Below are 24404 nucleotides of genomic sequence, written 5' to 3'. Positions count from 1 at the left end.
TTGTCTGAGTGCAACTAACTTCTCCCCATTATCTTTTGAAGAGGTTTAGGTCTTGACGCTTTCTGACTAATCTCTGATACTACTCCTATTATTTGTCTTGTTCTTGCAAGCCTTTCATACACTTCTTCAGCGAGTCAACCCAATAAGGAATCTTTATGCTGAAGGTCTCCTTAATCTTTGTCTTGTCAAGGACTGAATAGGCTGGACGTTTAACAGGTGAAGGGAACTCGTCACTATGGCAAGGCAGAATCTCACAGTCCTTATTTCCTGCAAGTTCTGCAATTTTAATGGTGAAGTCGTACCAACTACATACGCCCTCGTTAGAGAAGTGATAGATTCCACTTTTACCTTCATACTTACGCTGCTCAATAATGTCATAGATGGCATCTGCCAAGTCGCCAGCGTAGGTGGGTGTACCACATTGGTCAAAGACAACTTTCAACTGTTGCTTAGTTGCTGTGAGATTAATCATTGTCTTAACAAAGTTATGACCAAACTCACTATAAAGCCATGCTGTACGAAGAATGATGTGTTTCACGCCAGTAGCTTGAATCTTCTCTTCGCCATGTAGCTTTGTTAGTCCATAAACACCAGTTGGAGTACCCTTCATGTCTTCCTTACAAGGAGTGTTATATGGGTCTCCACCAAAAACATAGTCTGTACTGACATGAACAAGCAGACCATCGACTTCTTTCATTGCCTTAGCAAGGTTCTCTGGTGCAACAGCATTGAGCAATTCAACAATCTCACCCGCTGTCTCTGCTTTGTCCACATTAGTCCATGCAGCGCAATTGATGATAAATTCTATCTGATTGTCATGTACCATCTTTCGGATGTCTTCCAGATTCGTAATGTCTAACTTAGTATATCCCTCACACACATCAGTGAAGATATAGTTGTCTTTACTCTGCTTAGATACGAGTTGTATCTCGTTGCCAAGTTGTCCGTTGGCTCCTGTAACTAAAATGTTCATAAGCGATCTCCGTTATTCTTCGCCGAAGTTTAAGCCTTCAGTCTTGTCCTTTATGTAGTAGTCTGATAACATACCTATGAAGGTTGTTATCTCGTTAAGTGCACGAGTTGTTTCGGGAGTAATCTCCTTCTTCTGTAGGCGAAGCATCATCACGCCATAAAGGAGGTCAAAGCATGTTTCAATCTCGCTCTTCCCTAATTGTGAGGCAACGCTCTTCAGCCGATTATCATTTGTACGTGCCATCTTGTCCGCTGTGCGCTTTGCCTTACTTCTTAGTTCAACGATGAAAGGCAGAACACGATAATATTCTGCAGAGTAGAAAGGAAACTTTGAGGATTGTAGCAACTGTGCGTGGAGTTCAGTTAGGTCCTGCATGAGTATCTTGTTTATCTGTAAGTGTCCCCCTTCACGACAACCTTCCTGATTCATCATTCGTACAAGGTCACCAAACCAGTCTTCCTCTTCCTCCTTTTGTTCTTCTGTATATTGGAATTGATCGATATATTCTTTGCGGATACGCGTCAATGAACAATCGTACGCACGAATAGTGTCTTCAATCTGCCACATATAAAGCAGATATTCTGCAATACTCTTTTTTCTTAGTTCCTTTGCAACAAACATAAAATCTATCTTTGAAAGTTATCCTTAGTCCATTAAATTATCAATTGTTGGCAAATGATAGAGATTAAATACTGTTCCCAAAAGCATAATGATAGAGAACAGGATGACAACAGAACCTATTACCTTATTTATGATAAGAATACCATTATCATCAAATTTACCTCTGATTTTATCAATCAACCATGATAAGCCATACCACCATAGCAATGCGCCAGCAGGTATGCAAGCAAAACCGATAATCATCTCTAATGGGCGATCGGGCTGAACAAATGCAAACTGTGCGTATGATGCAATGAAGAGAAAGATAATCAATGGGTTAGAGAGTGTTACCAAGAATGCTGTTACGCCATTATGGAATAGAGAACCCTTTTCTTTGCCGCTTTTATGAGCCTTCTTCATAGGGTTGGATTTGAAGCAATAGATTCCGAATAATAGAAGCAGAACACTTCCTGAAATCTGTATGCCAAGCTTATAGCTAGGGTTTTCTAAAGGTCCCATAATGAAGCTCATTCCTAATCCAACGATAAGTGCGTAAATAGTGTCACTTACAGCCGCTCCTATACCAGTTATAAAACCATACCAACGCCCCTTGTTCAAGGTTCGATGTATACATAATATTCCTACTGGACCCATGGGAGCTGAAGCAATAATACCTATGAGAAGTCCCTTAAAAATGAAATCCAGTATATCTAATTGAATGGGAAATTGCATACCTATTATTTTGAGTGCAAAATTGCAAAAATAATATGAGATAAGCAAATTTACCTAACAAAACTTTGTGGAATACCACTTTTTTCATAACTTTGCCCATAGTATATTAAACTAAAAACTTATTATATCATGGATATATTAGAGCAAAAGCCAGTAGTAACTGGATTGGAAAAGCCTTTCGTTATCGGCTTAGACTTAGGAGGAACAAATGCGGTGTTCGGAGTAGTTGATCAGCGTGGTCAGGTACTTGCGACAAACTCTATAAAAACACAGGCATACAAGACTGTTGACGATTTTGTAGAGGCTGGCGTAGAGGCTATCAAACCACTCGTTGCAAAATACGGTGGAATAGGGCAGTTCCGTGCCATGGGTATTGGTGCTCCTAATGGTAATTTCTATCGTGGAACGATTGAGTTTGCACCTAACCTTTCTTGGGGTCACGATGGTGTAGTGCCATTGGGTGACATGTTCTCAAAGAAGTTAGGTATTCCAGTTGGTCTTACGAACGATGCAAATGCTGCTGCCATTGGTGAGATGCAGTATGGTGTAGCGCGTGGCATGAAGGACTTTATCATGATTACCCTCGGTACAGGTGTAGGCTCTGGTATTGTAATCAATGGTCAGATGGTCTATGGCTCTGATGGTTTTGCAGGTGAGTTGGGCCATGTTATAATGGTACGTGACGGAAAGGGTCGCACCTGTGGTTGCGGTCGTAAAGGTTGCTTGGAGACTTATTGTTCTGCTACTGGTGTTGCACGTACTGCACGTGAGTTCTTGAAGCAGAGCAAGGAGGAATCTTTGTTACGTGATATTAAGGCAGAAGATATTACATCTTTGGATGTTTCTATTGCAGCTGGTCGTGGTGATGCACTTGCTAAGCGTGTTTACGAGTTCACTGGTAATCTGCTTGGTGAAGCTTGTGCTGACTTTGCCACCTTCTCTTCTCCAGAGGCTTTTATCTTCTTCGGTGGTTTGACTAAGGCTGGCGACTTATTGATGGAGCCTATCATGCGATCTTACAAAGAGCATGCATTGGAAATCTTCAAAGATAAGCCAAAGTTCTTGATTAGTTCACTTGATGATGCTGCTGCTGCTGTTCTCGGTGCTTCAGCTATCGGTTGGGAATTGTAATTAAAAATAAGTTAGGATTCTCTCAACTTTTGTATGTACAGGCTTTCTGTATCAGTTGAATAGAATCTGAGACTTATAGATTTAGTTATAGGGACAAACACCCTTGTAAGTAGTTCTTCATCAAGAAGATACTTTAACTTACGAGGTCGTTTGTCCCTATTTCTTTTCTTAGACATTTGAACCTTGAACATAATAGTGCTAAGGTCCTAGACAGAATAACATAAGAACACATTTTCAATGACATGTTCTTTTGGGGAACTAAAAGGGCTAATGATAAGAAAGTCTTTTCAAACTTTGGAATAACGGGTTACAGTTTTACTTTTCCCGCTGCGCTTTTACCTTTTTACTTTATACTTTTCCCAGGAGTGCTAATCATAATTATGAATTATTAATTATGAATTAAAAACAAGTCACTCTCTCCGGAAAGTGTAGTTTTCTATACCCTTAAATCCATTCAAGAATGAGCGAACATCCATTCTTTTTTTACCAGATAGCTGAATATCAAGCAGTTCTATACAACCATCTGAAGTGTTAACATACAAGCGGTTCTTCTCTATGGCAAGCGTACCAGGTGTTCCAGTGGCAGGATGATCTGATTTTGCTGTTTTGTAAACCTTCATCACCAAAGGTTTTTCGCCATTGGGTGAAATAGGATGGAGCGTACTCCATGTCCCAGGATAAGGACTAAGACCACGCACAAAGTCGTAAATCTTCTTAGCCGACTGGTTCCAATTGATTTCACAAGTCTCTTTGAAAATCTTTGGTGCGGTAGGTAGCTCCACATCCTCACATGCTTGAGGAGCGCTGATGTCGTTTAAGACAGCAGTGAAATCAACTTTCTCCAAATTATCTTCAGGCAATTTAGATGCTATCAGGTCGATAGTCTCCATGGCTATTTTTGCTCCTAAATGCATCAACCCATCATAGACATACTCAACGTCTGCCGTATCAGGAATGGCAAACGGCTTTTGAAGAATAATGCGACCAGTATCAATATCCTTATCGAGGAAGAAGGTTGTCACACCCGTCTCCGTTTCACCATTGATGACTGCCCAATTGATAGGAGCAGCACCACGATAATGTGGAAGTAAGGCTGCATGAACGTTAAATGTACCCAATCGAGGCATTCCCCAAACAATCTCTGGTAACATACGAAATGCTACTACGACCTGTAAATCAGCCTTGTATGAACGCAATTCTTCAATAAAATCTGCATCCTTCATCTTAACAGGTTGTAGGACAGGCAGATGATGTGCAAGTGCATATTGCTTCACAGGTGATGGCTGTAACGTCTCTTGATGACGACCAACAGGTTTATCAGGCTGTGTAACAACAGCGACAACATGATAACCATTCTCAACTAATGCCTTCAATGATTCCACAGCAAACTCTGGAGTTCCCATGAAAACAATGCGTATATCTTCTTTTTTCATTGTCTTTGATGATTTTATAAGAGGAAGATGATAAAATGAGAGTAGTTGACAAAAACTCTACTCAGCACTAAAGTCAGCTACAAACTGTCTATACATACTATACAGGCGGGCACGAGAGATATAGCCAACAAGCTGACTGTCAATATTGACGACAGGCAGATATTGTGCCCCCGTGCGTTCAAAAGTCTTCATCACATCTTCCATTGGGTCATTGGCGCCAAGCGTTGCTGCTGGTTCCGTCATAAGCTGACTCACATGAAAGCGATGATAAAGCTCTGTACGGAAGATAATATGTCGAAGTTTGTTTATATCTATCTCACCCAATAGAGTACCCGATTCATTGAGTACAGGGATATAGTCATTTCGACTCCCGCTGATAGCATGAACGAGTTGTCCCATCTCCATATCTGGACTGACTGATGTAAACTCGCGATCCACAAGCTTATCCATGCTCATCAGTGTGAGGATGGACTTGTCCGTATGATGGGTGAGCAATTTACCTTGTTTTGCTAAACGTTCTGCATAAATGCTATGATGCTCAAAAATATTAATGGTGAGATAGGAACTAATCGTCACAATAATCAAAGGGATAAAAAGCTGGTAACCACCCGTCAACTCTGCAATAAGGAAGATGCCTGTCAGTGGTGCATGCATCACCGCTGCCATTACCGCTGCCATTCCATAGAGTGTGAAGTTCTTCTCAGGAACATATACACCAAGTTGTTGCATATTCCAGAATCGAGAAAAGAAAAAACCTGCAAAACCGCCAATAAACAATGATGGAGCGAAGGTTCCACCACAACCACCTGCACCATTTGTTGCACTGGTTGCAAAGACCTTTGTCATCGTGACAAAACCCACATACAACAGAAGGAATTTTGTCTCTCCAGCAAACATGGAACCGCTCATCACCTGCATCCAGTCGGCTTCCGTCTTACCTTCAATAAACAGTCTCAAACTGTTATATCCTTCTCCATATAAAGAAGGGAAGAGGAAGATAAGCGGAGAAAGTACCAAACCACCCACAAGGAGTTTCATATAAGGACGTGAAGATAGCTTCGAATAACCATTCTCACACCATGACATCAGTCGCATGAAATAAAGAGAGACAAATCCACAAGCTATACCTAGCAGGATTGTTGGTGGAACGCGATCAAGTCCCCAAAGGTAGTCCATCTGAAAATGATACATTGATGAACCACCCGTAAAGAAATAAGAGAAACAAGTTGCTGTTACGGATGCTATCAAGATAGGCAAAAGAGAAGCCATCGTTAAATCTACCATCAGCACTTCAAGTGTGAAGACCAAACCTGCTATTGGGGCTTTGAAGATTCCTGATACCGCTGCTGTTGCGCCACAACCGACGAGGAGCATAAGCGTGCGATTGTCTAACTTAAATATACGTCCCAGGTTACTTCCTATTGCTGATCCCGTTAAGACGATAGGTGCCTCAGCTCCTACCGAACCACCAAAGCCAATCGTTATAGCAGACGCAACAATAGACGACCATGTGTTATGGGCTTTTAAGCGCGATTGGTTTGTAGAAATGGCATAGAGGACACGTGTTATACCATGCGAGATATTATCACGTACAACATACTTAACAAACAAACTTGTGAGCCAAATTCCTACGACTGGATAGATGAGATAGAGCCAGTTTATGGTTGTAACATGAAATCCGGAGGTAACCAATTCCTCTATCACCTTGATAATTACATGAAGAATGTAGGCTGCTAAAGAAGCCAGAAAGCCAATCGCAAATGCTAATACTAAGACCAGCTCACGATTGGACACATGATTCTTTCGCCAATTGTCAAGACGAGGTATAAGTCCCAGACTATCTGATGCTTTCATCTATCTGTTCAATTATTTCCTTATAATTGTTACTTCGCCATCAGCAGTCAACTTGATAATGCTAGATGGAGTGTGTGGTTTGTGCTCCTGACGTCTTGTCTGACAAACATAATCAACACCATCAAGAATCTCCTGTGAGATGTCACAATAGTTTTGTGCAGCTGGTTCACCACTGACATTCGCTGACGTACTGACGATTGCTTTTTGGAATCGATAACATAACTCGTGAGAGAACGCTTCCTTCGTAACTCGAATACCGATAGAACCATCTTCTGCTATCAAATTTGGAGCAAGATTCACTGCGCCATCAAGAATTAATGTTGTTGGTTTCTCAACAGCCTCTATCAGCTGCCAAGCAACATCTGGTACGTCACGCACATAACGCTGAAGACGATGGTCAGAATCGACCAGGCAAATCAGTGCCTTCGAATCGTCTCTGCGTTTCAAAGCATAAACCTTTGCCACTGCCTCTGCATTGGTAGCATCGCAACCTATACCCCAAACGGTATCCGTAGGGTAAAGAATAATACCACCTTGTCTCATCACCTCGATAGCTTTCTTGATGTCGTCTTCCTGTTTCATCGTCTTTTCTTTTTTTTCTTTCTAAGTATTATTAGTAAACGCAAAGTTAGAGTAAAAAAACGAGAACACAAAACAAAACTTATAAAAAGAAAAGATATATTGTATAGTGTCTCCTCATTGCTAATAAGGAAAAAATACCGCATCCCTCCCCGAAAAGGGAGGGGGCAAATTTGCTAAGTGAAGGGTGATTGGTTTGTTGTTATTGGGTTTGCGAACTGCAAGCGTATTAGTCTCTAATCATCTCTCACGAAGTGTTGGTGACGAGACTTCTGTGAATTCTCCCTACCTTAGAGGTCTATATGGGTTTGAATCAGGGAGTTCTGTTCCCCTGTCTCTTTATGAGTATTCTGTCTTTAAACTTTGCGTCAAAGAACCTGTATTCTGTATCCAAGAGTCACCTCAAACATACTGTTACGAGCGTTCTTTAGTAAATCCTTTGCTTTATCGTCTTTCGCTAACTTCCTGAAGAATATGTTGTAACGTGCCTCTATCTGCCACTGCTTCCACTCATAGCTAGCACCGATAGGGATAGCTATATCACCTTTATAGATATGATTCCTTAGATTGAGATCTTCACCATGTTTCTCTTTCGCATGTGCATTTACGACATATCCTGTATGTATGCCTGTAGTGAAACTCCATGGTAAATCAGCCCAAGGATACCAACGAACTAAATAGCTCGTGTTGATATAATGCAGATTTACGCTGTATGGACCATATTTCTGTGTAACAGGATTACCATAGTCATCTGTTGCGCTGATATTTCGATAGATGCCCGATGCTCCTTGCTGGCTATACTGCATTTCTACGTCTAACGCAATGTTCTTAGCCAAGAATACCTCAACATAGGCTCCAGCAACGACTCCTGGTTTTATGTTATTCTCAACACCTAAAAGGTTAGATAAGTTTAAGCCAACTTTTGGGGCTACGTAGATGTCCCAAATCGTATGATCACCAGTTGGTTTGGTATCTTGAACAATAGCTTCTTTAACGTCTTGGTAGCCTTCTTTCACAGCCTCGCCAATACGCTTTGCGGCGTTCTTGTTTATTACCTGAGCTTGTCCGTTTGTCAATGCCCCTAAAAGGATGGCAGCAATCAATATAATCTTTTTCATTTTTTTAGGATAACTGATTATGTTGCAAAGATAGTAATTTTTCTTCAAACCATTGATATCTTGTGGCTTTTTCATACATATAAAGATACAGAATGCTAAACAGAATGACATAAAGGTATAGATAATGTTAAGCCATAATGACATAAAGCCATATTCTTTAATGACATATTCGATATAAGCTGTGTGGATAAATATGTTTGATAGCCATAATGACATAAAGCCATATTCTTTAATGACATATTCGATATAAGCTGTGTGGATAAATATGTTTGATAGCCATAATGACATAAAGCCATATTCTTTAATGACATATTTGATATAAGCTGTGTGGATAAATATGTTTGATAGCCATAATGACATAAAGCCATATTTTTTAATGACATATTCGATATAAGCTGTGTGGATAAATATGTTTGATAGCCATAATGACATAAAGCCATATTTTTTAATGACATATTCGATATAAGCTGTGTGAATAAATATGTTTGATAGCCATAATGACATAAAGCCATATTTTTTAATGACATATTCGATATAGGCTGTGTGGATAAATATGTTAAGCCATAATGACATAAAGACATTTGTTATGACATATTCAATACAGGATAGGTGGTTGGAGTATTAATTATGTCTCTATGTCATTCTGTCTTTGCTTTGTCATCATACGTGCGGGGTATCTCGGTGATTACTCCCCTCCCTTTGGGGGAGGGGTTAGGGGGTGGGGCCATTTCTTTCTTTTTTATATCGTGTGCCTACAATTATTCTATGAATATTCTTTCTTTTCTCATTTTTTTTATTTAATTTTGTACCCATAATAACAGAAAATAAAAACTATTAACAGAAAGAGTCTGCGAGCGAATCCCAACTACTGAATTGACCAACACAGTTTTTGTTGTTTAATTGAACGATTGTAACTGTTTCAAGTCCTTTTGTTTTTGCGTTTCGTTCTAAAGTGGAGGAACCGTAATAGTTGTCAGCCTGCGAGCAAATCCTTGTTTGCAGGGAGGAGATGATGTTTTTCATTCAAACAGTTGACAATTTCATTTATGGGGTGTTCTAGATGATTCTCTTTCTTCAGACTGATAGTTTAATATCAATGATTAACTATGGAAATAAACGATTTACTCAGCTTAAACGCATTCCCTAAAGGTTATGAAGCTTGCTTTCTGGAGGGTTGTTCTTTGAAAGAAACTTGTCTTCATCATTTGTATTACAGTTTACAACCGGTGAACAATACTTGGGGTGATGCCATTTATCCTTCAGTTCTTAAGGCTGAAAACCTTGTGGATGGTTGTTGCAGGATGTATCAGGAGAAGAAGCTCGTCACTTGTTATGCGGGGTTTACTCATTTCTTCGATGAGGTGCGCCGTATGGATTTACCAAGTCTTCGCAAAGAAGTATATACCTATTTTCGAGGACGCAGCAATTTTTATCGTTATAGCAATGCTGAAAATGGATACCTTTATACACAGTCGATGGCAGATGATATCAAAGCGTTATTTATGAAGTATGGCTATAACGAACCTAAATACGAACGGACATTTGAATCAATACCCTTCCGGCAGTAAGTATTGAGTCCGTTTTTAAACAAGATATGATTAGTTTAAGCATCATAAAAGTGCTATTTAAAGTTTATTCGGAGCCTTCGGACAAACTTTCCGACACTCTAGGACACTCTGTCTGGAGGCTTCGGACAAAGTGTCCGGGCTATTCGTACAATTAGTTTGGAGGTCTCGGAAAAGCATTAAAGATGTTATAGATGGCATAAAAGTGATTTAATCTTTGTAACTATTTAGCGACAATGTGTATAAACTATTGTTGATTATCAACAAGTTACATAAATAAATGCATACAAATTCTAATAAAGAATGTCACTTCGAACCTTTTTGTCACAATGTTAAGTTTATAGGTTCTTGATATTCAACGTATATTATCGCTGAATAGTTACAAGAATTTATCAGAATGTTTATTAATGTTAAACATAATGTAAGCAAAGGTATTTATACAGCTTCTTAAAAAATCTTGTTTTATTTTTAGTTCGACATAATTTACATATTAAATGGATTTTATTTATAGTATTATAATTCCTCATAAAAACATTCCCAAGCTTTTGCAACGGTGTTTGGATTCTATTCCAGAAAGAGATGATGTACAAGTTATCATTGTGGATGATAATAGTGATCCTGCTATTGTTGACTTTGAACATTTCCCAGGACTACAACGTAAAAATACAATTGTTGTTTTTGACAAATCATCTAAGGGGGCTGGACATGCAAGAAATATTGGAATAGAACATTCCAATAGTAAATGGTTAATATTTGCAGATGCTGATGACTTTTTTAATTATTGCATTGATGAATGCTTAGATAAATATAAGGATGCTTCTGAAGATGTTATATATTTCTTTGCAAACTCTCTTGATAGTGTTACTTATGTAAACAATAATCGTGGAGGGGCTGTGAATAATCAGCTGGAAAGGTATATGTCTGATAATGAGAGCAACGAGTGGCTTGTTAGATATGAGTCTGGAGTTCCATGGGCAAAGTTTTTTAAATCCAATGTTATCGAAAAATATCACATCAGATTTGATGAAACTCGCATACATAATGATAATACGTTCTCTTATTTAGCTGGTTATTTTGCAAAACGAGTTAAAGGTGTTGGAATTGCGATATATTGTGTAACTTATAGAGATGGTTCTATTACATATACAGAAATGGATATGGAGAAGTTCAAGGACCGGTGGACTGTTTTTGCAAAACGAGTAGCCTTTATGGAGCAACATAATCTTAAGTATTTTACCTATGATAGCTTTTTTATTACTTGTCTATTAGAGCTTAAGAAAAAAAAAGATAAAACCCGTTACCATGAAGCTTTGAATATTTTTGAACAGAATGGTGTGCCTATTTCTCTGATAAAATCATTTGTAAGACAGCGAAGGAAAATGGATTTTACGTATAAGGTAAAACATTTTCTTTATCAATTATTAAAATGGTAGAATTATGATGCATGTCGTATGTACTACTGATTCAAATTATGTGATGCCTACTGGGGTCATGATAAAATCATTATCAGTTAATAATAATGAAGAACGAATAGTTTTTCATATAGTTGTAGATGAGAGCGTTACCACACAACAAAAAAAGGAATTGAATCGAGTTTTATGTGAGAATCCTCAACATTCTCTTCTATTCCATCTTGTGGATGATACTTTATTTGATGATTTCCCCCAGTTGGGTGCATCTAATCCAAAATTGTTTATAACGAAAGCAACATATTATAGATTGTTATTTGCAGAAATTCTTCCAGATTCTATTAATAAAGTAATTTATTTGGATTGTGATATGATTGTCCTGGGCTCGATAGCTGAACTCTGGAATATAGATATTTCACACTATGCATTGGCTGCTGTAACTGACATGTCAGAAAGAATTCATGACTTCCAACGTTTAGGCTATAATCCAGAGTTAGGATATTTTAATGCAGGATTGTTACTGATTAATCTTGCATATTGGAGAGATATTAATGCTAAAAGCTTATTTTGGGAATTAATAAAGAAAGATCCAGAACGAATAAAATATCATGATCAAGATGTTTTAAATATTTGTTTTAAAGATGATAAAAAGATGTTGCCTTTCAAATGGAATTTTCAGGATGGTTTTATTTACAAGCCTGAATTGATGGAGTTAGATGAAAAAAAATATCATCAACAACTCATAGAAGCACGTCAAAATCCGATCATCATTCATTATACCTCAATGGCAAAACCTTGGCATGTAGAATGTTTAAATCCTTATAAAAAATATTTTCTTAAATATCTAAAGCAGACCCAATGGAAAACTTATAAGATAAAGCGAAGGTTCGCATATAATCCTTTGAAACATCATTTAGGATTTTTTTTACGGATGTTACATCTTCGTAAGCCTTTGCCACAACATGTTTATCCTTATTCTATTATGAATAATGATGTCTAAAGTATTTAAATCTAAATATTAATTTCTTATGGAAGAAAATATACGTGGAAAAGCTTTTTCAGGAATAATATGGGGAGGTATGGAGAAACTTTCTCTTCAAATTTTTGGTTTCGTGCAAGGTATTATTCTTGCACGTTTACTTTCCCCTGCTGATTATGGATTGGTTGCGATGGTAGGCATCTTTGTGATGCTTTCTTATACTTTCGTTGATGCTGGGTTTGGAACTGCTCTTATTCAAAAAAAAGATAGAACGGAGAAAGATTATTCTACGGTCTTTCTTATGAACCTTTCTTTGTCCTTTTTTATATCACTGATATTATTCCTATCTGCTCCTTTTATAGCTGACTTTTATAAAGAACAGATTTTAACAAAGATTGTCCGGACATACTCTTTTATTATTTTCCTTAGTTCTTTGGTTGCAATCCAAGACGTCAGGTTATCTATTTTTTTAGAATTCAAAAAAAAGAGTATAATTAACATGGTAATCACTGTAGTGTCAGGCGTTTTATCAATAATTCTTGCATTTTCAGGATATGGAGTGTGGTCATTAATTTATCCACAATTTGTAATGTTATTTGTAAAATGTTTGCTTTATTGGCATTTTCAACATTGGATACCGAAGTTAGCTTTCTCGCGTGAATCATTTTGTAAGTTATTTGGTTTTGGCTCAAAGATACTTATCTCATCTATTATGGCAACTTTTTCGGGGAATATTTATTCGCTGGTAATTGGAAAAATATTTTCTGCAAGTGCATTAGGATTTTATGGTCGAGCTGATGGTTATGCAGCACTTCCTGTAAAAACTATTACTGGTGTAGTAGATAGCGTTACTTACCCTGTACTAAGTAAATTTCAAGATAACGATGCACAATTAATTGGTTCTTTTAAACGTATGTTACGTATATCTGCCTATGTTATTTTTCCAATAATGATAGGATTGGTGGTTTTAGCTAAACCTCTTGTTTTAATCTTAGTAACTGAAAAATGGTTACCTTGTGTCGTATATTTACAAGTACTTTGTTTTGCCCGGATGTGGTGGCATGTACACATTTTAAATTTAAACCTTCTAAAAGCGCGAGGCCGTTCTGATTTATTCTTAAAGTTGGAGGTTGTAAAACAATTTACAGTTATATTTTTTCTTATAGCTTCAGCACCATTTGGAATTTTGGCTATATGTGTAGGTAGTGTATTTTCATCATTAGTAAGCATGTGTATTAATTCCTATTATACAGGAAAACTATTACAATTTGGAATAGTTAAACAATTAAAGGAAATGTTACCATCCATATTATATTCTTTAACCATGGGTATAATAGTTTACCTTTCAGTCTTTTTCCTTTCAAGTATGTGGCTAAGACTATTAGTGGGTATATGTGTAGGAATGTTTTCTTACGTTTTACTCTCTATTCTAACTAAGTCTCAAGATTTTAATTATCTATTAGCGTTAGTTCGTGAGAAGATAGGTAAATAATTAATATATGAAACAGCGATATAATTATATAGACAGATTGAAAGGGCTGGCTATTATAATATCATAGATATATAATTTTATTGTGATTTGTTCGTTTAAGTCCTTTACTAAAAAAGTTTGTTTATGGTAGGTATAATTAATAAATACAATAAAAGAAACTCATCTTATGAGTTATTGCGTATATTGTGTATGTTATTTGTTGTAGGTGGGCATCTTATTGGGAAAGGCATGCAAATTACATACGACAATACACTATTAGGGGGGGGGAGGACTATACCCTTTCAAGACTCCTCTATAGCTTCTGTACTGTTGCTGTAAGCACTTTCATACTAATTTCAGGTTATTTTGGCATAAACTTCAATTGGCGTAAAATATTAAAAATTTGGTTTTCTGTGTTATTCTTTTCTTGGGTAATAGTAATTTATAAGATTATAGGACAAAATGATATCAAAGGTTGTCTACCTTATTTTTTGCCAATCATTTCTAATGAATTCTGGTTTATATCTTGTTATTTTATATTATGTGGATTGTCACCATTGTTAAACAAATTAGTTGACAGTTTGTCAAAGAGACAGTTAAAGCAACTGGTACTATTAAATTGTGTTGTTTTTTATGGTTGGGCAACTTTTAATTATATATTCAATTTTAGGCAATTTGTCCCCGACTTTGGAGGAGGTATAATAAATTTCGCTATTTTATATTTAATAGGAAGATATATAAAGCTGTATGGACTTGTTAATCGTTCGTCATTTTTTTGGACTTGTGCTTTTATAGGTAATACATTCTTGATGGTGTTATTAGAGCTATTATATTCTTATATTCTTCATTTTGGATTCACAAGTTTCGAAAATATAAATTCAGTTTTCGTAGTAGCAAATGCAATCTTTCTTTTTTTGGCATTTAAGAACTTACATTTTCATAGTCGGTATATAAATTATTTGGCGGTGTATTGTTTAGCCGTCTATATTATTCATTTTAATGATGTAGGAATGCCTTTTCTTACAGATTTCTTTGGTTTGAAAAATTTACATGGGATTAGCATCTTATGGAGTGTACTATTTATTCCCCCTATTGTGTATTTAGTTTGTGTGATTATAGAGTTCATTCGTAGAACTCTTTGTGGCAGAATCGAAAATTATATATTAGATGCGATAGCACAAAGATGGAAATTAAATTAGTTACATATATTATCCCTATCTATAATGTCTCAGACTATATCGTAAAGTCAGTGCGGAGTCTTTTGGAGCAAAGTTATAGTAATATAGAGTATATTTTTATCAATGATTGCTCCTCGGATGACAGCGAAATAAAGCTACGTAGAACTATTGAAGAATTTCCTGAGCGGTGTGATAATATTAAAATTATTACGAACAAACAGAACCTTGGCTCTGCTACAAGTCGCAATATAGGTTTAGATACAGCACAAGGTGAATATGTCATGTTTGCTGATAGTGATGATTGGATTTTTATGGATTATGTGGAATCTATGGTTCGCCAAATAGATTCTGGTAATTATGATATTGTATATTGTGACTATTTTGAAAGCTATAATAATCATGACATTCGTATCAGCCAAGCTTATGGTCAAGATAATATAGAATGTATTCGTGCAATGTTAGGTAGAGGGATGCATGGGTCTACTTGTAATAAGATTTATAGAAGGTCTTTCCTGTTAGCATCCAAACAAAGATTCATAGATGGGGCAGACCTTTTTGAAGATGTAAGTTGGAATATTCGTTTATTTTCTTGTACGAAACAAATCTCTTATCTTTCTCAGGCTTTCTATCACTACGTTCAGTATAATAATAATTCTATTATTAAGAGCATGTCTTCAACTGAAAAGAAACGAAACAGAGCCTTGCAGCGTATTGAGAATGTAAGAGTTGCTTGTGACTATCTATTATCTTTAGGGTTTTCTGCACATTTAGGTCGTGAAATAAATGAATGGAAGTTGATGGCAAAAAATGATTTGATAGATGAGAAGGATAGGAGTTCTTTGCAAAGTTGGATAGAAATATTTCCTGAAGCAGATTCTGCGATTATTAGTTGCAACAAGATAACGTGGAACTATAAACTTCTGTTATTGTCATTACACTATAAACGTATTTGGCTCTATAACCTTCAAAGGACTATAATGCGTAAATTAAGATGAGAAAGATAGTTTTTTGGATGCCTCGTGCGTGTATGGAACCAGCAGGTGGCTTTAAAATAGTTTTTGAATATGCTAATAGACTTGCCAAAGACGGTTTTCCTGTAGAAATAGTATATCCAATGATTCATTATGGGGCAAGGTATGATTGGAAGCATGCAATAGCTTACCGACTTATTTTCCTTTGGCGACTCATTTTTAAATCGTATAAGCCTGCCAAATGGTTTCATATAGAGGATTCCATTCGACAGAGATGGTTATGGAAACTTGAAAATTATCAGCTAAAAGAACCAGCGGTTATAGTTGCTACTGCTATAGAGACAGCATACAGCTTGCAGAATTATCAAAGTAAATACTTAGAAGGCAAATTTAATTTTATTCAGGGATTTGAGAACTGGAGTTTTACGGATGAACAAGTAATACAAAGTTATCATTTTCCAATAAAGAAAATTGTAATTTCAACGTGGCTTAAAGATATAGTAAATAGTTGTGGTGAAAAATCCGTTTTTATACCTAATGGATTTGATTTTACTTTCTTTAATGTAAAGAATCCGATAACGGATAGGAATGAATATGAAGTTATTTGTATGTATCATACCAGTGCTCTAAAGGATTTTTCAACAGCTTCTAAAGCCTTTGATATTGTAAAAGAAAAACACCCTCAGTTACACGTAACATTATTTGGCGTATTTGATAAACCAGATTTACCTGTGTGGTATGATTATTACCAACGCCCAGAAAAAGAACTCTTTAACAAGTTGTATAATAATGCTGCAATCTATGTTGGTTCAAGTCAGGTTGAAGGCTGGGGATTAACAGTGGGTGAAGCGATGCAATGTGGGTGTGCCGTTGTTTGTACAGATAACAAAGGTTATTTAGAAATGGCAAAAGATGGTGAAACTGCACTTGTCTCTCCAGTAAAAGATCCTCAAGCATTAGCTAAGAATATCATAAGATTGATAGAGGATGATCAGTTACGTCATACTATAGCAATGAATGGGAATAAATTTATTTATGAATTTGATATAGAGAAATCATATCTGAAACTAAAGAAATTTTTGAATGAAATTAACTAATATTATAAATATATCTGTAAGCATAATTATTGTAAATTACAGAACACCTTCTTTAACATTGGCGTGTATAGACAGCATTTATGCTCATACAAAGGGTGTTGATTTTGAAGTAATTGTTGTAGATAATCACTCAGAAGATGATTCTGTTGAACGTTTAAGCAAAGATAATAGGATTATACTTATTGAAAGTTTACGGAATGGTGGCTTTGGATATGGAAATAATCTTGGGATGAAAGTTGCACGTGGAAAATATTTCTTTCTATTAAACTCTGATACGCTTTTGGTAAACAATGCAATAAAAGAATTTTATGATTATGCCGAAAGTCATGAACCTAAAACTCTCTATGGTTGTTATCTTATAGGAGATGATGGTACATATCGTGGGTCTTTTCATTATTTCCCTGCATTAACTATTGGGGCTTTTTTCAGAAGACTTTTTCGTAAACAAAATTATACGCCAGACTATACGGATAAGGAAGTAGAATGTATTTGTGGAGCTGATATGTTTATTCCTCGTACTGCGATAGAAGAATGTGGAGGTTTTGATGAGAATATTTTTCTTTATGGGGAAGAGGGAGAATTACAATTTCGTATGGCAAAAGCCGGCTATAAGCGTATGTTACTCTCTTCACCCAAGATAATTCATCTTGAAGGGAAAAGTTTAGAACAGTCAGAGACGAAAAGGAAGATTAAACTTAAAAGTCATTTTTATGTTCTGAAAAAATATATGTGTTATCCAACTTACTTGTTGGCAAGAACATATTATTACATAAGAGGATGAAAAAAATATCATTTATAATTCCGTTATATAATTGCGAACAATACATTCAGAAATGTATTGAATCAATCTTATCATTACCGATACCCAATTCTGAAAAGGAAATATTGGTAGTAGATGATGGCAGTGTTGATCGGGGTGCTGAAATAACTCAACTTTTCTCTCAGAATCATCCTGAGGTTAGACTGATTCAACAAACAAATAAAGGTGCTTCAACTGCTCGTAATCGTGGTTTAGAAGAAGCTCAAGGTAAATGGGTATGGTTTGTAGATGCCGATGATCAGGTTATTTGGGATACAACAAATAGTTTCCCATTAGAAAGTCTATTAGAATTGGAAGATACAGAACTTATCTGCTTTAATTATAAAAAAGAATATTCCCAAGCTTTAATAGAACATACAGATTATCATTCTCAAGAAAATATAGATGGTGTTAGCTATTTGTATCGACATCAAAGTCTGTATCTTTGGAATAAAATTTTTCGAAGAAGTTCAATAATTAATTATCGTTTTGTAGATGGTACGAAGAATATAGAGGATATGTATTTTGATATGAAAGCTATTATTGATATGAAACATGTGCTTTGTGTGCCAATTTATGGCTATGTTTATAATCAACTTAATTTTAATTCAACTTCACGGAGTAGATCATTATCTAATCTTAGGAAGTTGAGTGATGATACGCAGACAATTCATTCTCTTATTAAGAAGGATATTTCAGTTATGACTGGCGAAAAGAAAGATGTGTTTCAGTTTCTTCTCAATCTAAGTTCTGTCGGATATATTTATAGTTTGGTAACACTATATCCTATAAGGGAGATAAGAAAAAGCTTGAAAGAATATCGAGAGAGGGGATTATACCCTATTAAAAAAACTGGTATAAAAAAGTATGATCTTTTTCTGCTATTTACTAACTGTTCTGTTGGTGTAGTTCTTTGTAGAATTTTATTTTTATTACGCCGATTGTAAAAATTAGATATAAGAATTTGATAATTTAAAAAGATATGATATTATAATGGCTTACTATTTAGTTTTATTTCTTTTTACAGCTATTCTTGCATGGGCTCATAATGGTGAGACGAAAGTGTCTAAATCTTTCTTCTTCGCATTTTGCCTTTGTATCGGTCTGTTTGTTGGTTTAGCTGATATGTTAGGTGGATATGACCGATATATATACAGTGAGGTTTTCGAAAGAATGCACGAGAGTATAAGTGAAGGAGTGGTTTTCAGTCAATCGTTTCTGTCGTTTTTTGGCAAGGAGCCTGTTTATGGATTGATTAACGACCTTATTGCATTTTTTACCCCTAACCGATATGTCTTTATTTTAGTTTACACCTTGGCATTATATGTAGTGTATGCTATTAATTTCTATAAAAACACAAAGAATCCATTCTTTGCCCTTCTTATATTCGAAGGGTTGATGTTTTTCTTTACCTTTACTTATCTTCGCCAAGTATTAGCTGCTGGTATAATATGGTTAGCGATTCCTTATGTTACACATCGGAAGTTTAAGAAATACCTTTTGTTCGTGATGCTGGCAACGCTTATTCACAATTCTGCAGCGTATATGATACTTTTATATTTTATTCCAAGGCGGAAATTTGAACAAAAACATATAATCTTATTCATGTTAGCATTGTTGATTTTTGGCGTTAGTGGATTAACAAAATATGTCTTTTCAATCTCTGGAGATGCCATTAATAATGCAAAGATTGCAGGATATGCGAATACGGCTGAGTTTGGATTTAGAATCGAGTATGTAATTGAATCTGCGTTATTTCTTTTCATTCTATTGACAAATTATAAAAAGATTGGCGAAGATGAATATTCATTGACTATGGTTAATGTATATTTGATGTTTTGTGGGCTTCTACTTTTCTTTTGTAAGTCGTCTGATGGTGGACGCATTTCATGGTACTGTTTATTAGGAGTTATTGTTATATTAGAAAAACTTTGCAGACCAAAATCAGCAGTTCCATTAAAAAGTTTCATAACACTTTTGTGTGTTGTCCTTTTCTATCGAATACTCTCGTCATGGGGGATATTACTCTACCCATACAAGACATTCCTTACTCCAGGAATCAGACAAGGTGATTTCATAGAAGAATTGTATGAGTATGACCATACATATGACAATGATAAATTGTATAATTTATGATAACCGTATTTACTCCTACATACAATAGAGGTAATCTGTTAAACAGGCTATATCAGAGTCTTTGTAAACAAATATACAAAGAATTTGAATGGGTGATTGTTGATGATGGTAGTAGAGATAATACAGCTTCTATTGTCGAATTGATACAGAAAAAGCATTTAAGGAATGAGTTCTCAATCCGTTATTTTAATAAAGAGAATGGGGGGAAGCATACGGCAATTAACTTAGGAGTAAAGAAGGCACAGGGGGAGTTATTCTTTATAGCCGATAGTGACGATTTCTTACCAGCAGACTCTTTACTGATTGTTCATGAAGAATGGGATAAGATAAAACATGATGATTCTTTTCTTGGCTTGAGTGGTGTCGATGCAGATGCAAAAGGAAATATAATAGGTAGTGGTTTACCAAAAGAATACATTGATTGCCATGCCTGGGAGATCTCAACAGTTTATAAAGTTACAGGTGACTTAAAAGAGGTTTTCCGAACGGAAGTGTTACGCCAATTTCCTTTCCCTGAGATTAAAGGAGAAAGATTTTGTCCAGAGGTTTTAGTATGGTTTCGGATGGCACGGCATTACAAAATGAGATTTTTGAATCGTATTATTTATATCGCGGATTATCAACCAAATGGTATCACGTCAGCAATATCACGCTTACGGATGAATAGTCCTATAGGTAGTATGTTAACATACTCTGAATTGGTACATTATCCCATTCCTTTTAAGGATAAATTAAGAAATTCTATAAACTATTGGCGTTTTCGTTTTTGTTTAACAACTAAAAATAAAGCTGGTGTATCACCAAATGAAGTAGATATACCTAAAATCAGTGGGAGATGGTATTTCTTAGCACCAATAGGATATTTAATGCATCTTAAAGATAAAAGAAATATATAAATAATAAATATGAAATCAGATAATCTTCATATAGCAATATCTTCTGACGCTAATTATGCCAAATTAGTTTCAATATTACTTGTCTCACTCTTTGATAATAATAAGTGGGCGAATTGTATAACAGTACATCTTTTGTCTAATAATATAGACGAAGAAAGTATAAAGCAGATTGAAAGACATATTCCTTGTGGTCAAGGTTTCTTAAATGTGTATGATATAAGTGATATTAACAGTCGTTTAAAGGTTAGGGTGCCGCCTACAATTTCGATATCATCATACTCTAGATTATTTCTTTCTTCTCTTTTATCTAGTGACATAGATAAAGTTATCTATATGGATGTGGATGCAATTGTTTCGGGGAGTTTAGAAAAACTTTGGAATACTGATATGAAAGATTATCAAATAGCTGGTGTTTTGGATGATGTTTCGCTATATGCAAAAAAAGCTATCGGGTTGTCTTTTGATACTGCATATGTAAATGCAGGCTTTCTTGTGCTTAATATTAAGCAATGGAGAGAGGACGATATTGAAGCAAAAATATTAGATTATCTTATAGCACATAATGGCAAAGTTTTTCATCACGATCAAGGGTTGATTAATGCAGTGTGTATACGTAAAATGATATTATCTGTGAATTATAATATGGTAACTAATTTCTTCGTTTTCCCTTATCATAGCTTTAAGCAGCAGCCATTCTATTCTGAAGAAGAAATGGAGGATGGAAAAAAGCATCCGATATTTATTCATTTTACAGCAGGTGTCGCTAATCGCCCATGGATGGAAAATTGTAAGCATCCTTTAAAGGACATTTTCCTTAAGTATAAAGCAAGATCTTTATATAAAAATGTTCCGTTAGAAAAGGACTCACGTTCGACTAAACTTAAGATACTTGCAAGTCTGTACTATCATTGCAAACCACTATATTACTTTAGTCTCAAGCTTCGTTCTTTGGTGGAAAGTAGAATATAGTTATTATAATGGAAGTAGGAGATTTTATACATCTCATTGGTGTTAAATAATATCGAAAATGTTGGTTGGGTAGTATGATATCCATCTATAATTTGATTAACAAATAATTTTAAAGATTACTTAGATGAAGGTTTATATTGATCCAAGAACAGAATACAGATATACCTCATTTTATAGGTTAGGTTTATATAAACTTTTTGGGAAAGATAAAATAATATATTCCGTTAATCCATTTGAAGATTTAAAGATTACAAATGCAAGTCAATATGGTTGTGGAATGGAGGTAGTGTTTGATAATGAAAATGGTAAAATAACGAAAGTTTATTTTGATATTAAGGACGTAGCTGAAATTGAAAAAGACAAATATGATTGGTGTGATATCTATTCTAAAGTCAATATAGAGTTTGGAGATTTAGAGAAATATGAAAAATTATTTGTTCCAGGTCCTAATTTTGGCATAAGGAATCATTCTCTTGTAGGTTTATTATCATTCGGCTTGTTAAATTATTATCGTGGAAAATCCTCGTCTTTTCAATCATTAAGGCGATATATGCACGATTACTTCTATATTTATGTGCGCCGTCGCCCTATTAAATATTATGAAGATTTTGTAGAAGTAAAATCTAATTATGTTTTTCACGCATCAACATTATGGTATAATCAATTTGCCAAAGATTGTACCAATCTTTATCGAGGGGAATTTTTGAAATCTTGTCAACGTGCGGGAATGGAAATCGAAGGTGGCTTGTACTACTTAAAAGATGACCCTGCTGTTTTGTCTGAGATGCCTGACTATCCTTATTATGAAGAAATATATAAGAACTTTCTATATGAAAAACGTCTTTCAATGGATGATTATATCCGAAAGACAAAAGAGAGCGTTGTCGTTTTCAATACACCAAGTGTTTGCGGTTGTCATGGTTGGAAGTTAGGTGAATATCTATGTATGGGAAAGGCTATTATATCTTCTCCACTTCTCCGTGAAATGCCAGGAGAAGGTCTTATACACGGAAAGAATATTCATTTTGTCAACTCTCCTGAAGAAATATATGATGCAGTGATAAAGATTAATACTGATGAAGATTACCGAAAGCATTTAGAGGAAGGAGCAAGGCGTTATTATGAAGAATGGATTGCCCCAGAGGTTGTTATAAAGCGGTTGTTGGAGAAAGTAGGTGAAAAGGTCTGAGGCGGAAAAGAAATACTTGGTTCTCGTTCAGGTTTTACATTTTCAATTTTGCTGTCATTTCTGTCACTATAGGTCGTAGCATAAAGTACATTATATCAAGTATTTGTATTCTAATGTTAAAATGACAGGAAACATATATAAACCTTATTTTGATGTTTTATTCAGATAATACAATCAGTAGAGTAGAACGATATAGCATAAAAGATACAAGAGAATGAGAATTTTACAAGTCATAACATCTTTGGATATGGGTGGAGCTGAAACGTTGGTGGTTAATTTGATACCAAGATTACAGGCTTTGGGAAATACGGTGGATTTATGTATCTTTGATTGTACGGAAACACCACTGACCAAACGATTAAAATCTGAATGTCCACAGACGAAGATTTACGCATTAGGGCATGGGGTTTATAATCCTCTCTATATATGTAAATTGGCAAAGATTATGAAAAACTATGATGTTGTTCATACGCACAATTCTTCACCACAACTTTTTGTTGCAATCGCCAATATGTTTGTTCGCACGAAACTTGTATCTACGGAACATAACACCTCAAATCGGAAACGGAACTGGAAATGGTACCGTCCTATAGAAAGCTGGATGTATGGAAGATACAATCATGTGATTTGTATCAGTAAGATCGCAGAAGAGAAATTAAGGGAATATATGGGAGGTGAATGGCTTGATAAATCATCAAATAAGTACAAGATGATTACAACCATTAATAATGGTATAGACGTTGGAGCCATATCCAAAGCCATCCCTTGTAAGGAGCTATTAGACCTAAAGGAAAATCGTAAGTCTATCTTGATGGTGGCTGGATTCCGAAAGCAAAAGAACCAAGATACTATTATTAGGGCTTTAACCTTATTAGATAAAGAAAAATACGAGATTTGGTTTGCTGGTATAGGTGAACGGATGGAGGAAGTAAAACAATTAGCTCTTTCTTTAGGTATTAGTGAGCGAGTTAGATTCTTAGGCTTACGTACCGATATTCCAAATGTCCTGAGAGCAGCAGATGTGATTGTGATGTCTTCTCATTGGGAGGGATTAAGTCTTAGTAATGTAGAAGGGATGAGTGCGCATAAACCTTTTATTGCTTCAGATGTTAATGGCTTGAAAGAGGTTACTAAGGGATATGGTATTCTTTTCCCACATGAGGATGCAAAGGCATTGGCAGAAGAAATTAACCGATTAGCAAGTGATGAAGCTTATTATAACGAAATTGCAGAACGCTGTTATAATAGAGCCTTGGAGTTTGATATTAGCAACACCGTTAATGGTTATGCTGATGTTTATAAGGCTGTCTTGAAATAAAGTCCTC

Annotated in this window: 22 protein-coding genes; 15 read left to right on the top strand and 7 right to left on the bottom strand. The window is 35.6% G+C overall.

The features are described from left to right. Positions 1-88 precede the first annotated feature (88 nt). The 3 genes from rfbD to J4856_RS09660 are packed head-to-tail and all read right to left on the bottom strand — an operon-like array spanning position 89 to position 2305. On the bottom strand, positions 89-973 hold the full coding sequence (rfbD, locus tag J4856_RS09670; RefSeq protein ID WP_025838136.1) for a dTDP-4-dehydrorhamnose reductase: 885 nt from the start codon (positions 971-973) through the stop codon (positions 89-91). Positions 974-985: 12 nt separating this feature from the next. Then, positions 986-1594, bottom strand: a complete 609-nt coding sequence (locus J4856_RS09665) for a DUF4924 family protein (protein ID WP_025838138.1) — start codon at positions 1592-1594, stop codon at positions 986-988. A 24-nt stretch (positions 1595-1618) separates the two neighbouring features. Beyond that, positions 1619-2305: a LysE family translocator gene (locus J4856_RS09660; protein ID WP_025838140.1), complete on the bottom strand. Its 687-nt coding sequence runs from the start codon at positions 2303-2305 to the stop codon at positions 1619-1621. 129 nt (positions 2306-2434) lie between these two features. On the opposite strand from J4856_RS09660, the gene J4856_RS09655 reads away from it, so the two are divergent. Next, positions 2435-3436, top strand: coding sequence for an ROK family protein (locus J4856_RS09655; protein WP_025838142.1), 1002 nt, complete (start codon positions 2435-2437; stop codon positions 3434-3436). Between the two features lie 410 nt (positions 3437-3846). Here J4856_RS09655 and fmt read toward each other — a convergent pair whose 3' ends face one another. The 4 genes from fmt to J4856_RS09635 form a co-directional block, all read right to left on the bottom strand. After that, on the bottom strand, positions 3847-4869 hold the full coding sequence (gene fmt, locus J4856_RS09650) for a methionyl-tRNA formyltransferase (protein ID WP_025838144.1): 1023 nt from the start codon (positions 4867-4869) through the stop codon (positions 3847-3849). A 57-nt stretch (positions 4870-4926) separates the two neighbouring features. Then, a complete protein-coding gene (locus tag J4856_RS09645) occupies positions 4927-6723 on the bottom strand; it encodes a chloride channel protein (RefSeq protein WP_025838146.1) in 1797 nt (598 codons plus the stop codon). Positions 6724-6735: 12 nt separating this feature from the next. Then, positions 6736-7305: an L-threonylcarbamoyladenylate synthase gene (locus tag J4856_RS09640; RefSeq protein WP_025838147.1), complete on the bottom strand. Its 570-nt coding sequence runs from the start codon at positions 7303-7305 to the stop codon at positions 6736-6738. Between the two features lie 365 nt (positions 7306-7670). Next, entirely contained in the window at positions 7671-8420 is a 750-nt protein-coding gene (locus J4856_RS09635; protein ID WP_025838148.1) for an outer membrane beta-barrel protein, read from the bottom strand. A 1106-nt stretch (positions 8421-9526) separates the two neighbouring features. Between J4856_RS09635 and J4856_RS09630 the strand changes: the two genes are divergently transcribed. The 14 genes from J4856_RS09630 (at position 9527) to J4856_RS09565 (ending at position 24397) form a co-directional block, all read left to right on the top strand. Further along, a complete protein-coding gene (locus J4856_RS09630) occupies positions 9527-9988 on the top strand; it encodes a DUF6078 family protein (protein ID WP_025838002.1) in 462 nt (153 codons plus the stop codon). Between the two features lie 491 nt (positions 9989-10479). After that, positions 10480-11418, top strand: coding sequence for a glycosyltransferase family 2 protein (locus J4856_RS09625; protein ID WP_025838004.1), 939 nt, complete (start codon positions 10480-10482; stop codon positions 11416-11418). Positions 11419-11422: 4 nt separating this feature from the next. Then, on the top strand, positions 11423-12394 hold the full coding sequence (locus J4856_RS09620) for a glycosyltransferase family 8 protein (protein WP_052349116.1): 972 nt from the start codon (positions 11423-11425) through the stop codon (positions 12392-12394). A gap of 28 nt (positions 12395-12422) precedes the next feature. Next, positions 12423-13865 (top strand): lipopolysaccharide biosynthesis protein, encoded by a 1443-nt coding sequence (locus J4856_RS09615; protein ID WP_065367768.1) that lies wholly within the window; start codon positions 12423-12425, stop codon positions 13863-13865. 185 nt (positions 13866-14050) lie between these two features. Then, a complete protein-coding gene (locus tag J4856_RS09610; protein WP_249117980.1) occupies positions 14051-15043 on the top strand; it encodes an acyltransferase family protein in 993 nt (330 codons plus the stop codon). Next, on the top strand, positions 15028-16017 hold the full coding sequence (locus J4856_RS09605) for a glycosyltransferase family 2 protein (protein ID WP_025838008.1): 990 nt from the start codon (positions 15028-15030) through the stop codon (positions 16015-16017). Before J4856_RS09610 ends, J4856_RS09605 begins: the two co-directional genes overlap by 16 nt. Further along, positions 16014-17090, top strand: coding sequence for a glycosyltransferase family 4 protein (locus J4856_RS09600; protein ID WP_065367769.1), 1077 nt, complete (start codon positions 16014-16016; stop codon positions 17088-17090). The genes J4856_RS09605 and J4856_RS09600 overlap by 4 nt, the downstream gene beginning before the upstream one ends. Then, complete coding sequence (locus J4856_RS09595) at positions 17077-17871, top strand: glycosyltransferase family 2 protein (RefSeq protein ID WP_044081067.1); 795 nt, start codon at positions 17077-17079, stop codon at positions 17869-17871. The genes J4856_RS09600 and J4856_RS09595 overlap by 14 nt, the downstream gene beginning before the upstream one ends. After that, positions 17868-18836, top strand: coding sequence for a glycosyltransferase family 2 protein (locus tag J4856_RS09590; RefSeq protein WP_025838010.1), 969 nt, complete (start codon positions 17868-17870; stop codon positions 18834-18836). Before J4856_RS09595 ends, J4856_RS09590 begins: the two co-directional genes overlap by 4 nt. Positions 18837-18882: 46 nt before the next feature. Beyond that, positions 18883-20025: an EpsG family protein gene (locus J4856_RS09585; RefSeq protein ID WP_065367770.1), complete on the top strand. Its 1143-nt coding sequence runs from the start codon at positions 18883-18885 to the stop codon at positions 20023-20025. Further along, complete coding sequence (locus J4856_RS09580) at positions 20022-20921, top strand: glycosyltransferase family 2 protein (RefSeq protein ID WP_025838012.1); 900 nt, start codon at positions 20022-20024, stop codon at positions 20919-20921. Before J4856_RS09585 ends, J4856_RS09580 begins: the two co-directional genes overlap by 4 nt. Before the next feature lie 9 nt (positions 20922-20930). Beyond that, positions 20931-21890, top strand: coding sequence for a glycosyltransferase family 8 protein (locus J4856_RS09575; RefSeq protein ID WP_025838014.1), 960 nt, complete (start codon positions 20931-20933; stop codon positions 21888-21890). A 124-nt stretch (positions 21891-22014) separates the two neighbouring features. Next, positions 22015-23079, top strand: coding sequence for a glycosyltransferase (locus J4856_RS09570; protein ID WP_025838016.1), 1065 nt, complete (start codon positions 22015-22017; stop codon positions 23077-23079). Positions 23080-23293: 214 nt separating this feature from the next. Next, complete coding sequence (locus tag J4856_RS09565) at positions 23294-24397, top strand: glycosyltransferase family 4 protein (RefSeq protein WP_025838017.1); 1104 nt, start codon at positions 23294-23296, stop codon at positions 24395-24397. Positions 24398-24404 lie beyond the last annotated feature (7 nt).

Source organism: Prevotella scopos JCM 17725 (genome assembly GCF_018127785.1).
Classification (GTDB): Bacteria; Bacteroidota; Bacteroidia; order Bacteroidales; family Bacteroidaceae; genus Prevotella; species Prevotella scopos.
The sequence above is the reverse complement of the archived record's forward strand: the minus strand, read 5'-3'. Positions and strand labels throughout refer to the sequence as shown.

What these genes read in the sequence shown, in the direction of transcription:
- J4856_RS09655 (WP_025838142.1), top strand. Translation starts at nt 2,435, where the DNA reads ATGGATATATTAGAGCAAAAGCCAGTAGTAACTGGATTGGAAAAGCCT.
- J4856_RS09580 (WP_025838012.1), top strand. Translation starts at nt 20,022, where the DNA reads ATGATAACCGTATTTACTCCTACATACAATAGAGGTAATCTGTTAAAC.
- J4856_RS09575 (WP_025838014.1), top strand. Translation starts at nt 20,931, where the DNA reads ATGAAATCAGATAATCTTCATATAGCAATATCTTCTGACGCTAATTAT.
- J4856_RS09660 (WP_025838140.1), bottom strand. Translation starts at nt 2,305, where the DNA reads ATGCAATTTCCCATTCAATTAGATATACTGGATTTCATTTTTAAGGGA.
- J4856_RS09590 (WP_025838010.1), top strand. Translation starts at nt 17,868, where the DNA reads ATGAAAAAAATATCATTTATAATTCCGTTATATAATTGCGAACAATAC.
- J4856_RS09585 (WP_065367770.1), top strand. Translation starts at nt 18,883, where the DNA reads ATGGCTTACTATTTAGTTTTATTTCTTTTTACAGCTATTCTTGCATGG.
- J4856_RS09620 (WP_052349116.1), top strand. Translation starts at nt 11,423, where the DNA reads ATGATGCATGTCGTATGTACTACTGATTCAAATTATGTGATGCCTACT.
- J4856_RS09665 (WP_025838138.1), bottom strand. Translation starts at nt 1,594, where the DNA reads ATGTTTGTTGCAAAGGAACTAAGAAAAAAGAGTATTGCAGAATATCTG.
- J4856_RS09635 (WP_025838148.1), bottom strand. Translation starts at nt 8,420, where the DNA reads ATGAAAAAGATTATATTGATTGCTGCCATCCTTTTAGGGGCATTGACA.
- J4856_RS09595 (WP_044081067.1), top strand. Translation starts at nt 17,077, where the DNA reads ATGAAATTAACTAATATTATAAATATATCTGTAAGCATAATTATTGTA.
- rfbD (WP_025838136.1), bottom strand. Translation starts at nt 973, where the DNA reads ATGAACATTTTAGTTACAGGAGCCAACGGACAACTTGGCAACGAGATA.
- J4856_RS09570 (WP_025838016.1), top strand. Translation starts at nt 22,015, where the DNA reads ATGAAGGTTTATATTGATCCAAGAACAGAATACAGATATACCTCATTT.
- J4856_RS09630 (WP_025838002.1), top strand. Translation starts at nt 9,527, where the DNA reads ATGGAAATAAACGATTTACTCAGCTTAAACGCATTCCCTAAAGGTTAT.
- J4856_RS09605 (WP_025838008.1), top strand. Translation starts at nt 15,028, where the DNA reads ATGGAAATTAAATTAGTTACATATATTATCCCTATCTATAATGTCTCA.
- J4856_RS09640 (WP_025838147.1), bottom strand. Translation starts at nt 7,305, where the DNA reads ATGAAACAGGAAGACGACATCAAGAAAGCTATCGAGGTGATGAGACAA.
- J4856_RS09615 (WP_065367768.1), top strand. Translation starts at nt 12,423, where the DNA reads ATGGAAGAAAATATACGTGGAAAAGCTTTTTCAGGAATAATATGGGGA.
- fmt (WP_025838144.1), bottom strand. Translation starts at nt 4,869, where the DNA reads ATGAAAAAAGAAGATATACGCATTGTTTTCATGGGAACTCCAGAGTTT.
- J4856_RS09600 (WP_065367769.1), top strand. Translation starts at nt 16,014, where the DNA reads ATGAGAAAGATAGTTTTTTGGATGCCTCGTGCGTGTATGGAACCAGCA.
- J4856_RS09645 (WP_025838146.1), bottom strand. Translation starts at nt 6,723, where the DNA reads ATGAAAGCATCAGATAGTCTGGGACTTATACCTCGTCTTGACAATTGG.
- J4856_RS09565 (WP_025838017.1), top strand. Translation starts at nt 23,294, where the DNA reads ATGAGAATTTTACAAGTCATAACATCTTTGGATATGGGTGGAGCTGAA.
- J4856_RS09625 (WP_025838004.1), top strand. Translation starts at nt 10,480, where the DNA reads ATGGATTTTATTTATAGTATTATAATTCCTCATAAAAACATTCCCAAG.